This window comes from Vibrio sp. SCSIO 43009 (assembly GCF_023716525.1).
Lineage (GTDB): Bacteria > Pseudomonadota > Gammaproteobacteria > Enterobacterales > Vibrionaceae > Vibrio > Vibrio alginolyticus.
Genome location: NZ_CP071842.1, coordinates 608,668 through 622,561, shown reverse-complemented (window position 1 = coordinate 622,561; position 13,894 = coordinate 608,668). Strand labels below are relative to the sequence as shown.

Below are 13,894 nucleotides of genomic sequence, written 5' to 3'. Positions count from 1 at the left end.
ATATCTGATCAAGTAGGGCGTGCTAGCAGTACTGTACTAACACGCCCTAATATGTACTAAGAATTAATCAGATAAACAAGCTAATGTTGTTGATTTGGCGATGCTACCAATCAAATATGCTATTTAACCAGTTTGATTTCTTCTCACACTGTTGCTTTATCTGACCGGTTTTATCCCAAACCGGCAGTTTGTAATCACTACGGCAGTTCATTTCTAAACCTCCATCAGATGTAGGCTTGAACCCTAATGTGGTGATTTCTCTTGGCCATGGGAGCTCTAAGCGCTCAGGAATACGCTGCTTCAAGTACTCTGCGTACACTCGTAATGCACCACTCGACCCCGTTAGATTCACGGGTTTATTATCGTCGCGGCCTAGCCAAATTGTCGTCACCTCACGACCATCAACACCGACAAACCAACTATCGCGGTTGTCATTACTGGTACCCGTTTTTCCTGCCAATGCAGCCCAACCAAACTGGCTTTGTAAGAAGCGGCCAGTGCCTTGAGCAACCCCTTGTTTCATCGCGTAGGTCGTTAGCCATGCAGCTTGTTCATCCACGGCTCTTGATGAACGAGGCAAGGATTGATACAGCACATTACCTTCCATATCCATGACTGAGCGCAGAGCGGTCAGTTTTGCACGCTTACCTGAATTCGTCAGAGTCTGATACATCTGTGCGACTTCGAATGGCGTCAAAGAAAACGAACCCAAAAACATCGAAGGCACTGGGCGAATTTCGTCTTTGTTCACGCCCAAACGCTCTAAAGTATTGGACACTTCAGGAATGCCAAGTGCCATACCTAAGCGCACGGTTGGTACGTTAAGTGATTTCGCTAAAGCAATGTAAAGTGGCACATCACCACGATATTTTCTATCGTAGTTGCGCGGCGTCCACACGTTACCTTTACTGCTCTTCAGACTTAACGGCGTGTCGTGTAGCGTCGTGCCTAGGTTGTATTTATCCGGTTGTTCTAGAGCCGTTAAGTAAATCGCTGGTTTCACTAAAGAACCAATTGGACGACTGGCATTGAGCGCTCGGTTAAAGCCTTCATAACCGACACGTTTACCACCAACCATCGCACGGATTTCACCACTATGGCGATCAACGGCCACAGCAGCGGCTTCTAACTCTTTACCACCCCGTTTAGCTAGTTCTGGGATCTTTTTCGCGATAGCTTGTTCCATTTTGCTTTGCGATACTGGGTCCAGAGACGTAAATACGCGCAGTCCGGTCTCTGCCTTAAATCGCTCCCCAACTTTTTCTTTTAATTCAATACTCAATTGTTGGAAATAAGCTGGCTGACGGCTCGCAATACGTGGCTTGCTTTGCGTATCGAGTGGACGACTTACAGCTTGTTCATACTGCTCTGAAGTCAACATGTTTTGCTGCATTAACAGGCGCAGAACGAGATCACGACGCTCTTTCGTTCTCTCAGGGTAACGAATTGGGTTGTAGTAAGACGGTCCTTTTACCATCCCAACTAACATCGCCAGCTGATCGATTCGCAACTCCTGAATTGGCTGCCCAAAATAGTAACGCGACGCCAAGCCAAACCCGTGGATCGCTTCACCTCCACTTTGACCTAGGTACACTTCGTTTAGGTAGGCTTCTAAGATACGATCTTTGCTGTAACGGTAATCCAAAATTAGCGCGATATACGCTTCTCGAACTTTACGCCACAGTGTTTTATCACGAGTCAAAAACAGGTTTTTTGCCAATTGCTGAGTCAGCGTACTACCACCTTGAACAGTACGACCCGCCTTAATGTTCGCAACCAATGCACGTGCAATCGCGAGCGGTGACACCCCGTCATGTTGATAAAAATCCCGGTCTTCGGTCGCAAGCAGTGCATCCACCAAAATTTCAGGGAACTGATCACGACGTAAGAAAAGGCGCTGTTCATCACGGTCTTTCTCCAGCATGCCCAACATCTTCGGTTCTAGGCGCAAGTAACCAAGGTCTCCTCGAGATTCTAAAGACTGAATACGTTGCAAGCCGGAATCAGAGAAATGCAGCATAATGTGACGATCCGGCTCGGGACCATCGGCAAACTCGAATGGACGACGAATCAATTCAATCCGAGTGGAAGAAGAGGAATATTCGCCTGGGTAACGAGGTTGACTCACTTTACGGTAATTCAACACATCTAGCTCGTTGCGCAGTTCTTGGATGGTGATATTCTCACCAGGGCTTAGATTCAAGATACGGGCATAAACCACCGTTGGCAGCTCAAACAGCTGACCTTCAAAGCGTTCTTTCACCACACTATCTAAGTAAATCCCAACAAACAGCAAAACAGCGGCAAGTGCAACGCCAGCTTTCCAGCTAAACGACCACAGAACTTTCAACCACGAACGTTTCTCGTTAGTCGGCTTTTTACTCGGCGTACGTCGAGTCTGTTTTGCGGTTCCTTTATTGGTTGTACTTTTCTTCGCTGGCGCTTTTTTCGCGCTAGGCTTCTTGCTGTCAGTCATTATTCAATTGTCTTTTTGTTTTCGTTGTTGCTACATGATTGGCAGGATCATCTGGCCAAACGTGTTTTGGGTAGCGCCCTTTCATCTCTTTTTGAACGTCTTTGTAGCTTCCGTTCCAGAAAGCCGCCAAGTCCGACGTTACTTGCAATGGACGTTGTGCCGGTGAAAGCAGTTCAACCACCAAACGCTTGCGGCCAAGAGCTACCGTTGGGGAACCACTCTCCCCAAATACTTCTTGCATACGCACCGATAATATCGGCTCGTGGCCATATTGGTAACGGATACGCTTCTTTGAACCTGTGGGTAGTTGGTAATGCTCAGGTAACCATTCATCCAGTTGTTGATTGAGTGGCCAACCTAATAGAGCATTAAGCGCTTCGACCAAGTTTATCTTGCTCAGGTCTTTAACCGAGCTGACAGACGTCATGTATGGTTCTAACCACTCCTCTAATGAATCCAGCAAACTGGCTTCATCAAACACTGGCCATAACTGCTCAGGTAACCATTCCACCGCACAACGAATCCGAGCCAACAAGCTCTCCGCTGCCGGTGTCCAGTTTAGACTCTGTAAGCCCTGGCGGCGGACATACGTGAGTAAAGCTTGTGTCATTTTTTCTTTGCCCGGGCTTGGCAACGGCTCGCGTTCAACGACCAGCAGACCGAGTTTTGTTTGTCGCTCAGCTATTAGACGGCCTCTTTTTTCATCCCAGTCCACTACTTCTTCAGACGAAAATAGCGTATCAAAGGTCGTTCGCAATATATTGACATCCAATTCACATGCCGAATGAATTTGACTTGAGTTAGAATGAGAACGCATTAAGTCAACGGCAACCAAATACTCACAGCCACCTAGCATGTCTTCCTGACGACATTCTGCACCATGACCATTAGCCAAAGTAAATCGCCCAAATTGATTTGTGCGCTGCTGCGCAATGCGATCTGGAAATGCCAAACTTAACACCAGCGGTAATGCATCTTCATCCACGCCTTTCAGGTCAAATACCGTATCCAATTTGTACGCCAGAGATTGAGCACGCTTGAACAACATCGACTTTTTTGGATGAGTACCAACAAGCCAACGATGCAAGCTATGAGCGATATTGGTAACACTCCTCTCTGGCTCTTCAATCAGTGCGACCGCCGTCAAAGCAGCATTTAACATCTTATCACTGTAAGATTGCGCTTTAATTAGCATCGCAGCCGCACGAGGCTCAACGCCTAGTTCATGCGCCTGTTTTCCTTCGGACGTTAATTGCCCTTTTTCCGTCAGTAGTCCCAATGACACCAATAGCTGCTTCGCTTGTTCCAATGACGCATTAGCTGGAACATCAAGCCACTTTAGAGCGTGGATATTACTCGCTCCCCAAAAGGCAAGCTCCATAACTAAACTAGCCAAATCGGAATGCAAAATTTCGGGTTGGGGAACCAGCGGTTGCTGCTTGAACTGGCTTTCAGAATAAAGACGAACACAAATGCCCTCTTCTATTCGTCCCGCTCGTCCTGCACGCTGAATCGCTGAAGACTGTGCAATGCGTGTTTGCTCTAAGCGTGTTAAACCGTTTTTCAAATCAAAGCGGGCAACACGCTCTAACCCAGAATCAACGACGAGGCGAATGCCTTCAATCGTTAGTGAAGTTTCTGCAATGTTGGTCGCTAGAACGACTTTACGCTTACCTTGTTCTGCTGGCGTAATCGCTTTTTGTTGATCTGCAAAACTCAGTTGACCATAAAGTGGGCATACGTCGATATCATCCGCTAAATGAGACAACCGCTCTTCAACTTGTTTTATGGCACCAACACCCGGTAGGAAAGCTAACAAAGATCCAGACTCTTTGTTCATAAGACTTTCTATTGTTTTTGCCATACTCGTAGGTAAATGCTCGTTCACACCTAACGGCTGGTAGCGCATTGCCACATCAAAGCTGCGCCCTTCAGATTCAATGTAACTGGCTTCCGGCAACAACGATTGTAATGCTTGTTGGTCAAGCGTTGCCGACATTACCACCAGCTTGAGATCGTCTCGCAATGCCTCTTGAACTTCTAAACTGAATGCCAAAGCGGTATCGGCATGAATGCTGCGTTCATGAAACTCATCAAAGATCAGTAGATCAACCCCATCCAGTTCAGGGTCAGTTTGGATCATCCTGGTCATGATCCCTTCGGTCACGATCTCCAGCTGCGTTGCAGAACTTACCTTTGCCTCGCCACGAACTCGATAACCCACGCGTTGACCAACTTGTTCTCCCAATTGCTCAGCAAGATAACGGGCAATGTTACGCGCCGCGAGTCGTCTTGGCTCAAGCATGATGATTTTTCCAGCAACCGAATGATTTAAGAGTAACTGCAAAGGGAAGTAAGTCGACTTACCGGCACCAGGCGCCGCTTTTAAGATCACTTGATGTTGATTTTTGACCGCCGTCAGCAACTCAGGCATCACGGCTTCAATCGGCAATTGTGACAAAGGAAATACCTTATGGTGTAATGGTGGCAACATTGTACATAAAAAATTTTTTGTCTAAATAAGCAAATGCATTTCACACCCGCTTTAGAGTCCGCCACTCTACTCAAACGTTATAAACGCTTTCTTGCCGATATCGAGCTCGATACTGGTGAAATCCGTACAATCCACTGCGCAAATACAGGTGCAATGACGGGTTGTGCAACGCCCGGAAACAAGGTTTGGTTTTCTACTTCCGACAACCCGAAACGAAAATACCCCAATAGTTGGGAGTTGAGTGAGACCGAACAAGGCCACCGTATTTGTATCAACACCGCGCGTGCCAATCAATTAGCCGTAGAGGCTATTGAAAATAATGTCATTTCAGAGCTTTGTGGTTATGACACACTTCAAACTGAGGTGAAATACGGCAATGAAAATAGCCGAATTGATATCTTGCTCAGCGCAGACGACAAGCCAAAGTGCTATATAGAAGTGAAAAGCGTCACTCTTCTTGATGAGACCGACTCTACTGGACAAGGATACTTCCCAGATGCGGTCACGACTCGGGGACAAAAACACCTGAGAGAGCTCACAGAAATGGCACAAAATGGAAGTAGAGCCATACTTTTATTCACTGTTTTACATTCAGGTATTGAAAAAGTATCCGCGGCGCACCATATAGACGCGAAATATTCACTATTACTCAAACAAGCACAAGACGCTGGAGTGGAAGTTCTCTGCTACAAAGCTGAACTGAGCGATACTGGAATGAAGCTGATTTCCGCTATTGATTTTATCAATTAAGAGAAAAAATGATGTCGTCTTCACATTGACGATAACTTTGCGATTCAGTATTTGCTTGCACCGCCTCTTTTTGCTATAGATACCCGCCTTAAATTGACTGCGTAGCAGTTGACTAGGTGTAAGTAGGAGATGCTGTATGCCAGAATCAAAGAAGAAAACGATAGGCATCCTAGCCATTGCCGGCGTGGAGCCATATCAGGAAAAACCTGGTGAAGAGTACATGTCACCAGAGCAGGTTGAACACTTTACGAAAATCTTAACAGCTTGGCGCGACCAGCTAAGAGCTGAAGTGGATCGTACTGTTCACCACATGCAGGACGAAGCAGCAAACTTCCCAGATCCAGTTGACCGCGCCTCTCAAGAGGAAGAGTTCAGCCTAGAACTGCGTAACCGTGACCGCGAACGCCGTTTGATCAAGAAGATTGAAAAGACTTTGGATAAAATCAAAGAAGACGATTTTGGCTTCTGTGAGTCTTGTGGCGTAGAGATTGGCGTTCGCCGTCTTGAAGCACGTCCAACCGCTGACCTTTGTATTGACTGTAAAACACTTGCAGAAATCAAAGAGAAGCAAATGCAAGGTTAATCACCCAGCATTATGATTGTTGAAGGGAGCTCAGGCTCCCTTTTTGTTTTGGCTATCTTCGCACCCTATTTGTTTACTAAATTCGAGATACACGCATGACACGCTATGTAGGTCGATTCGCCCCATCTCCTTCTGGTCCACTGCATTTTGGTTCACTGATTGCCGCTCTTGGCAGTTATTTTCAAGCGAAAGCACAAAACGGAGCTTGGTTAGTACGTATTGAGGACTTAGACCCACCAAGAGAAATGCCAGGTGCAGCGCAACTTATCCTAGAGGCACTCAAGGCCTATCAGCTGCATTGGGATGGAGAAGTGGTATACCAGAGCGAACGTCACGACCTTTACCAAGCTCAAATAAACAAATGGCTCGAAAATGGAGAAGCCTATTATTGCCAATGTACTCGTAAGCAAATTAAAGAGCATGGCGGTTTTTATCCTGGCACTTGCCGCGATAAAAACTTGAAAGACGGCGCGATTCGCCTAAAAATGACCAAGCCTGTCGCTCATTTCCTCGACCAAAAGCGGGGAACCATTACTATTCCAGAGCAACTCGTTAATGAAGATTTCATTATTAAACGTCGAGATGGATTATTTGCTTATAATCTTGCGGTAGTATTGGACGACATCGACCAAGGCGTCACAGAAGTCGTGCGAGGTGCAGACTTAATCGAGCCGACAGGGCGTCAAATTAGCCTGTACCAAATACTTGGTCAGCCTGAAGTTAGCTACTTGCATTTACCATTGGCGATGGACAACAACGGCAATAAATTGTCGAAACAAAATCACGCGACGGCTATTGATATAGATACACCAAAACCTACTCTATTGCGCGCCATGACATTTTTAGGTTTCGAGATACCTGAAACCGTAAGGGCGGCCAACATAGAAGATATTCTTCGTTGGGGCTGCGAAAACTGGCGGTTGGAACAGCTTCCAGCAGAGATCGAGATCACACCGTGATTCTCAAATGGCATTGTGTAGGCTATCATTAGCCGCAAATTAGGCCCTAGAGGCGTATAAAACTAACCAAAGCAAGATTGGATTAAACCCAGTTATTGCCAGATGCACATGAATACAAACGACTATACACCAAGCGAACCTGCCACAATTCCAGAGCTCGCTCTCAATGTAATAACTCGTGAAGAGCACAACATTTCGCGTAAGCAGATCAGTGATAATGCGCTGAAGGTACTGTACCGCCTAAATGGTGCTGGTTTCGATGCTTTTCTTGTGGGTGGCGGGGTTCGAGACTTACTGCTTGGACAAAAACCAAAAGATTTTGACATTGCGACCAACGCAACGCCGGAACAGATCAAACAGCTATTTCGTAACTGCCGTTTGATTGGTCGCCGCTTCCGCTTGGCTCATATTATGTTTGGCCGAGACATCATTGAGGTTGCGACATTCCGTGGTCACCACCAAGAGCAAAAGAATAAGAGCATTTCTCAGCAATCAAAAGAGGGTATGCTGCTGCGTGACAACGTCTACGGCACCATCGATGAAGATGCTGAGCGCCGTGATTTCACGATTAACTCGATGTACTACAACATCGCAGATTACTCGATTCACGACTACGCACGTGGTATTGAAGATTTAGAAGATCGCCTAATTCGACTGATTGGTGATCCAGAAACACGCTACCGTGAAGACCCTGTGCGCATGCTGCGTGCGGTTCGTTTCGCGGTAAAACTAGACTTTGATATTGAAGAAGACACCGCAGCGCCAATCGAACACATGGCACCGTTGCTCGGTGACATTCCGTCAGCGCGTCTTTTTGAAGAGTCACTCAAATTATTGCAATCCGGTCATGGCTTAGAAACCTACCACCTACTGCGTGAGTACAACCTATTCCAGCAACTATTCCCGACGATTGCAGCGCACTTTACAGAAGATTACTCCTCTCACACTGAGCAGATGTTGGATCTTGTCCTAGATTCTACCGACATGCGCATCGAAGATGGGAAACGCATCAATCCAGCATTTATGTTTGCTGCAATGCTGTGGTACCCACTGTGTGCGAAAGCCGATGAACTGATGGAAGAGCGCAACTTAGGCCATTACGACGCCATTATGGAAGCGAGCAACATCATTCTTGACGAGCAAGTTCGCACAATTGCCATTCCAAGACGCCACACCGCAACCATTCGCGAGATTTGGCAGTTACAGCTTCGTCTTCCACGACGTAACGGTAAACGTGCATTCCGTCTTATGGAGCTCAATAAATTTAGAGCTGGCTTTGATTTTCTTGAAATGCGCGGTGAAATTGAAGGTGGTGACACTCAGAAGCTTGCCAAGTGGTGGGAAACTTTTCAAAATGCAGGCCGAGAAATGCGTCAAGCAATGGCTGCCGACTTAGACGGTCAATCACCGAAAACAGGCCAGCGCCGCCGTAAAACTTATCGCAAGAAAAAGAGTAAGCCCAAATCATGATTACAGCGTACATTGCGGTAGGCAGTAACTTGGCGGATCCTGTCAGCCAAGCGAAGCAAGCGATTGAAGCATTAAAAACGCTGCCTAAATCAGAGTTTGTTCAAGCTTCTTCGCTATACAGCAGCACGCCAATGGGGCCACAAAACCAACCGGATTACATCAATGCGGTTGTGTCTATTAACACCAGTTTGACGCCTATTGAATTGCTCAATTGCACACAAGCTATAGAGCAAGAACAAGGGCGTGTCCGTAAAGACGAACGCTGGGGACCAAGAACCTTGGACCTCGACATTGTGCTTTATGGCAATGAGGTGATTAATTCCGAGAGGCTGATCGTTCCTCATTATGGAATGAAAGAGCGTGAATTCGTACTCTACCCTCTTGCGGAAATTGCACCAAGTTTACAACTCCCTGATGGGACCGAGGTCTCTGAACTACTGGAACAAGTAGATAGAAACGGCCTCAGTATCTGGCAGTCATAGCCAACTCCTAGTAAGGATAAAACCATGAAAAAAATGACCATCAACGACCTAATCAAGTGGAAGCAAGAAGGTCGTAAATTTGCTACTTCAACCGCTTATGATGCGAGCTTTGCCCAACTGTTTGAAAGCCAAGAAATGCCAGTACTTCTTGTTGGTGATTCTCTAGGTATGGTTTTGCAAGGTCACAACGATACTCTGCCAGTAACGGTCGATGATATCGCTTACCATACTCGTTGCGTACGTGCTGGTAGCCCAAATTGTTTGTTGATGGCAGACATGCCATTCATGAGCTACACCACGCCAGAGCAAGCTTGCGAAAGTGCGGCTAAACTGATGCGTGCTGGTGCCAATATGGTAAAAATTGAAGGTGGTGACTGGCTTGTCGACACGGTGAAAATGCTCACTGAACGATCAGTTCCAGTTTGTGCTCATCTTGGTTTAACTCCTCAAGCTGTTAATATTTTTGGTGGTTACAAAATCCAAGGTCGCGATCAAGAAAAAGCAGACCGCATGGTAAAAGACGCATTAGCGCTGCAAGAAGCAGGCGCTCAAATCGTCTTACTAGAATGCGTACCAGCTGAGCTTGCTGAACGTATTACGCAAGTGCTTGACGTTCCTGTTATCGGTATTGGTGCAGGTAACGTAACAGATGGTCAAATTCTCGTGATGCATGATATGTTCGGTATTTCTGCCAACTACATGCCGAAATTCTCCAAAAACTTTCTTGCTGAAACAGGTGATATGCGCAAAGCCGTTACTAAATACATTGAAGATGTAGCCAACGGTGTATTCCCAGACGACGCTCATACCATTGCCTAGAGGATAAATGCATGCAAACTTTTGCGGAAATCTCAGCAGTTCGTGAACACCTTAAAACCTTTAAACGTGAAGGTCGTAAAGTGGCGTTTGTCCCTACCATGGGCAACCTTCACGAAGGCCACTTAACTTTAGTGCGTAAAGCACGCGAATACGCTGATATCGTTGTCGTAAGCATCTTTGTTAATCCGATGCAGTTTGATCGTGCTGACGATTTAAATAATTACCCACGCACGCTAGAGGAAGACTTAAGCAAGTTAACCTCTGAAGGGGTCGATGTGGTATTTACGCCAACACCAGAAGTTATCTACCCTGAAGGTCTGGATAAGCAAACCTTCGTCGATGTCCCTGGCCTATCAACAATTCTCGAAGGCGCGTCTCGACCAGGTCATTTCCGTGGCGTGACGACGATTGTGAATAAGCTGTTTAACATCGTACAACCGGATGTCGCGTGCTTCGGCGAGAAGGACTTCCAACAACTTGCTGTTATCCGCAAGATGGTTGATGACCTAGCAATGGACATTGAAATCATCGGTGTACCAACCGTACGTGAAATGGACGGTTTAGCAATGAGTTCACGCAATGGCTTGCTTACGCTGGACGAGCGTCAACGCGCTCCTGTACTTGCTCGTACAATGCGTTGGATCAGTAGTGCCATTCGCGGTGGCCGCGATGACTACGCATCGATCATCGAAGATGCAAGCGACCAACTTCGAGCTGCAGGTCTGCACCCTGATGAGATCTTCATTCGTGATGCTCGTACATTACAAGTGATCACACCAGAAACGACACAAGCTGTTATTCTGATGTCTGCGTTCCTAGGCAAAGCTCGTCTTATCGATAACCAAACGGTAGATATGGTTGTCGAAACGAAGGAAGAAGCTGAATCTAACAATACAAACTCAGAGAACGCAGAGTAAGCTCTGAGCCATAAAAGTAAAAAGGTCGACTCTTAGTCGACCTTTTTTATACTCTACGTATAGACGCAATCTAACCCTTCAGGGCGAGTTTTAAACCGCTTGTGCAGCCACATCCACGCTGGAATATCACGTTTTATCATTTTCTCAAGCTCTTGGTTCAAGATGCTTGCCGCTTTAACCGCATTACGTCTCTCGAAACGCTCGCTAATGTCTTTTCCAATGTACAGCGTGTAATGGTGATTTTTACTCACTGTAACACCAGATATAACCGCGCACTTTGTTGCATCAATGAGAACACTAGACCCGACGGTACTCGCCGCTTGTTCAACAGCAAAAAACGGCGCAAAAACAGAATGGCTAACGCCATAATCATGGTCGGGCAAATACCAAAGTCGATGACCATTCTTCAGAACTTTGAGCATTGATTTCACGTCTTTTCGATCAATCATTTGATGTCCAAAACGAGTTCGACCTCGATGTTGAATAAACTCATAAGCAGGATTCGAATTTGGGCGATAAACGCCATAACCTTGGGCAAACTGGCTAAAAATACGAGCGGTTATCTCCAAGTTTAAATGGTGACTGCACACCACCAACACACCACGTCCATTATTTTCCTCAGCGAGTAAACGATCTTTTCCAACAATAGAGGTTATCCGACGTATCCGCCAATCTGGCCAAAACCAAGCGATACCGGTTTCGATGATCGCCATTCCAGTATATTGAAAGTTTTTTCGTACTACGTCCTTACATTGCCAATCCGTAAAATCAGGGAAACACAGCTGGAGATTACGCAGAGCGATCTTGTGTCGGCGCTTCATTACATGCATCGCAATACAGCCGATGCTTCTACCTAAGATTCGCAATACTACGTATGGCAGTACATTAACAAGAATCGCTAAAGATCCAAATGCCAGCCATACAGACCAATATTTGGGCTTAAGTAACTGATAGGAGTAAGGCGGCGGCGGGACAATATTCATAGGATCACTCATTTATTACAAATGATTGAAACCTACCATGATAAAAACCGAAAAATTGTATGGGTATGTATTGTTATGCACGCGAAAGAGCAGCGTGAATCGCCGCTCTTTGCTTTATGAGAATAGCTTAGCTTCTTAGCCCAATCCCTTTGGTTACTAGATAATGCGCAATGGCATACAGTGCAACAACAAACACTGCAAGTACACTAAATGAAGTGACAATGCCCACATCCGAGACACCTAAAAAGCCGTAGCGGAACGCATTCACCATGTAGACGATTGGGTTGATCTTAGAAACGCCTTGCCAAAATTCAGGCAGCAGACTGATCGAATAAAAGACTCCTCCCAAGTAAGTTAAAGGAGTCAATACAAACGTAGGGATGATCGAAATATCATCAAACGTTTTTGCGTAAACCGCATTGATCAAGCCACCGAGAGCAAATACCACCGACGTCATGAAGACAGTCGCGACAATAATGCCCCAGTGCTCCACTTGCAAATCAACGAACAAAAGTGACACACAAGTAACAATTGCACCGACCAACAAACCTCGAGTCACGCCGCCCATCACATAGCCAGCAATAATCACATAGTTTGGTACCGGTGCCACCAGCAGTTCTTCAATGTTCTTCTGTAGCTTTGCACTAAAGAATGACGACGCCACGTTCGAGTATGAGTTGGTGATCACCGACATCATGATCAAACCTGGAACAATGTACTCCATGTAACTAAAGCCGCTCATCTCACCAATTCGAGAGCCAATAAGATTGCCGAAAATGATGAAGTACAACGTCATCGTAATGGCTGGCGGCACTAAGGTTTGCACCCAAATACGTGTAAAACGAGTGACTTCTTTGCTCAGCAAGCTGCGAAATGCCGTCCAATATAAACCGTACATTTAATTACTCCCCTCTCTTACAATGCTGACAAACAACTCTTCAAGTCGGTTGGCTTTGTTACGCATTGAGAGAACTTTAATGCCATGCTCTGTTAACTGACTGAATACCGAATTCAATCCTTGGCTTTTATCTAGTTCTATCTCTAAAGAGCCATCAACAATACTTTGTCGATTAACACCTTCAAGCTCAGGCACCTCGACTTCTGACTCAATATCCAAGATAAATGTCTCGACGCTTAGCTTACCTAGTAACGCCTTCATGGTGGTATTTTCAATCAGCTCACCACGATTAATAATGCCGATATTTCGACACAGCATCTCCGCTTCTTCTAGGTAGTGTGTCGTTAAAATAATCGTAATTCCTTGCTCTTGGTTGATCTCTTTCAGAAACCCCCACATTGAGCGGCGTAGTTCAATATCCACTCCAGCCGTTGGTTCATCTAAAATGAGTAACTGCGGCTCGTGCATCAAAGCTCTTGCGATCATTAAACGACGCTTCATCCCACCGGATAGGTTACGAGCACGCTCTTGACGTTTTTCCCATAAATCCAATTTTTTCAGGTATTTTTCTGCTCTTTCTTTGGCTAACACTTTAGACACACCGTAATAGCCAGCTTGCTGCATCACAATTTGCTCAACGGTTTCAAACTGGTTGAAGTTGAACTCTTGTGGCACCAAGCCTAAATTCTGCTTGGCCAATTCGAGGTCGGTATCAATGTCATAACCGAAAACTTTCGTCGTTCCGGAGGTTTTATTCACTAAGGAGGAGATGATGCCAATCGTGGTCGATTTTCCTGCACCATTGGGACCCAGAAGCGCGTAGAAGTCACCCTTTTTCACTTGGAGACTTATACCTTTTAACGCCTCAAAGCCACCTGCATACGTCTTGCGCAGTTGTTCAATTTCTAATGCGTACATAAGGTCTTGATTGCCGTTTGTTTGTGATTACTAATACCGACTCATATTTAGCAGCGGTTTACTACAAAATCGCCTTGGGTATCGTATTGGAGGTCCATCAGTTTATCGTTGAATAACGATGATTACAAATAAACCTTTCGATAAT

At 45.8% G+C, this 13,894-nt stretch carries 12 protein-coding genes; 7 read left to right on the top strand and 5 right to left on the bottom strand.

Annotation, left to right across the window (positions count from 1 at the left end; translation table 11 throughout):
* Positions 1-103: 103 nt before the first annotated feature.
* Together mrcB and hrpB are read right to left on the bottom strand one after the other, a co-directional pair.
* Entirely contained in the window at positions 104-2,476 is a 2,373-nt protein-coding gene (gene mrcB, locus J4N43_RS03005; protein ID WP_005380020.1) for a penicillin-binding protein 1B, read from the bottom strand.
* On the bottom strand, positions 2,469-4,937 hold the full coding sequence (hrpB, locus tag J4N43_RS03000; protein ID WP_053349857.1) for an ATP-dependent helicase HrpB: 2,469 nt from the start codon (positions 4,935-4,937) through the stop codon (positions 2,469-2,471). The genes mrcB and hrpB overlap by 8 nt, the downstream gene beginning before the upstream one ends.
* Before the next feature lie 66 nt (positions 4,938-5,003).
* Here hrpB and sfsA point away from each other — a divergent pair, with 66 nt between their 5' ends.
* From sfsA to panC, 7 genes are all read left to right on the top strand, one after another.
* Complete coding sequence (gene sfsA / locus J4N43_RS02995; protein WP_017635909.1) at positions 5,004-5,720, top strand: DNA/RNA nuclease SfsA; 717 nt, start codon at positions 5,004-5,006, stop codon at positions 5,718-5,720.
* A 136-nt stretch (positions 5,721-5,856) separates the two neighbouring features.
* Positions 5,857-6,303: an RNA polymerase-binding protein DksA gene (dksA, locus tag J4N43_RS02990; RefSeq protein ID WP_005386584.1), complete on the top strand. Its 447-nt coding sequence runs from the start codon at positions 5,857-5,859 to the stop codon at positions 6,301-6,303.
* A gap of 95 nt (positions 6,304-6,398) precedes the next feature.
* On the top strand, positions 6,399-7,262 hold the full coding sequence (gene gluQRS, locus J4N43_RS02985) for a tRNA glutamyl-Q(34) synthetase GluQRS (protein WP_005386586.1): 864 nt from the start codon (positions 6,399-6,401) through the stop codon (positions 7,260-7,262).
* Between the two features lie 102 nt (positions 7,263-7,364).
* Positions 7,365-8,732, top strand: coding sequence for a polynucleotide adenylyltransferase PcnB (pcnB, locus tag J4N43_RS02980; RefSeq protein WP_005386589.1), 1,368 nt, complete (start codon positions 7,365-7,367; stop codon positions 8,730-8,732).
* The gene (gene folK / locus J4N43_RS02975; protein ID WP_017635910.1) at positions 8,729-9,214 is read left to right on the top strand and encodes a 2-amino-4-hydroxy-6-hydroxymethyldihydropteridine diphosphokinase; all 486 of its coding nucleotides are present in this window, start codon (positions 8,729-8,731) and stop codon (positions 9,212-9,214) included. Before pcnB ends, folK begins: the two co-directional genes overlap by 4 nt.
* A gap of 24 nt (positions 9,215-9,238) precedes the next feature.
* Positions 9,239-10,033 (top strand): 3-methyl-2-oxobutanoate hydroxymethyltransferase, encoded by a 795-nt coding sequence (gene panB, locus J4N43_RS02970; RefSeq protein ID WP_054574817.1) that lies wholly within the window; start codon positions 9,239-9,241, stop codon positions 10,031-10,033.
* Positions 10,034-10,044: 11 nt separating this feature from the next.
* A complete protein-coding gene (gene panC / locus J4N43_RS02965; protein WP_065274834.1) occupies positions 10,045-10,950 on the top strand; it encodes a pantoate--beta-alanine ligase in 906 nt (301 codons plus the stop codon).
* Between the two features lie 53 nt (positions 10,951-11,003).
* Here panC and J4N43_RS02960 read toward each other — a convergent pair whose 3' ends face one another.
* The 3 genes from J4N43_RS02960 to J4N43_RS02950 form a co-directional block, all read right to left on the bottom strand.
* A complete protein-coding gene (locus tag J4N43_RS02960) occupies positions 11,004-11,933 on the bottom strand; it encodes a Kdo(2)-lipid IV(A) acyltransferase (protein ID WP_158159765.1) in 930 nt (309 codons plus the stop codon).
* Positions 11,934-12,060: 127 nt separating this feature from the next.
* Entirely contained in the window at positions 12,061-12,831 is a 771-nt protein-coding gene (locus J4N43_RS02955; protein ID WP_005386598.1) for an ABC transporter permease, read from the bottom strand.
* Complete coding sequence (locus J4N43_RS02950) at positions 12,832-13,749, bottom strand: ABC transporter ATP-binding protein (protein WP_005380000.1); 918 nt, start codon at positions 13,747-13,749, stop codon at positions 12,832-12,834.
* Between the last annotated feature and the right edge of the window lie 145 nt (positions 13,750-13,894).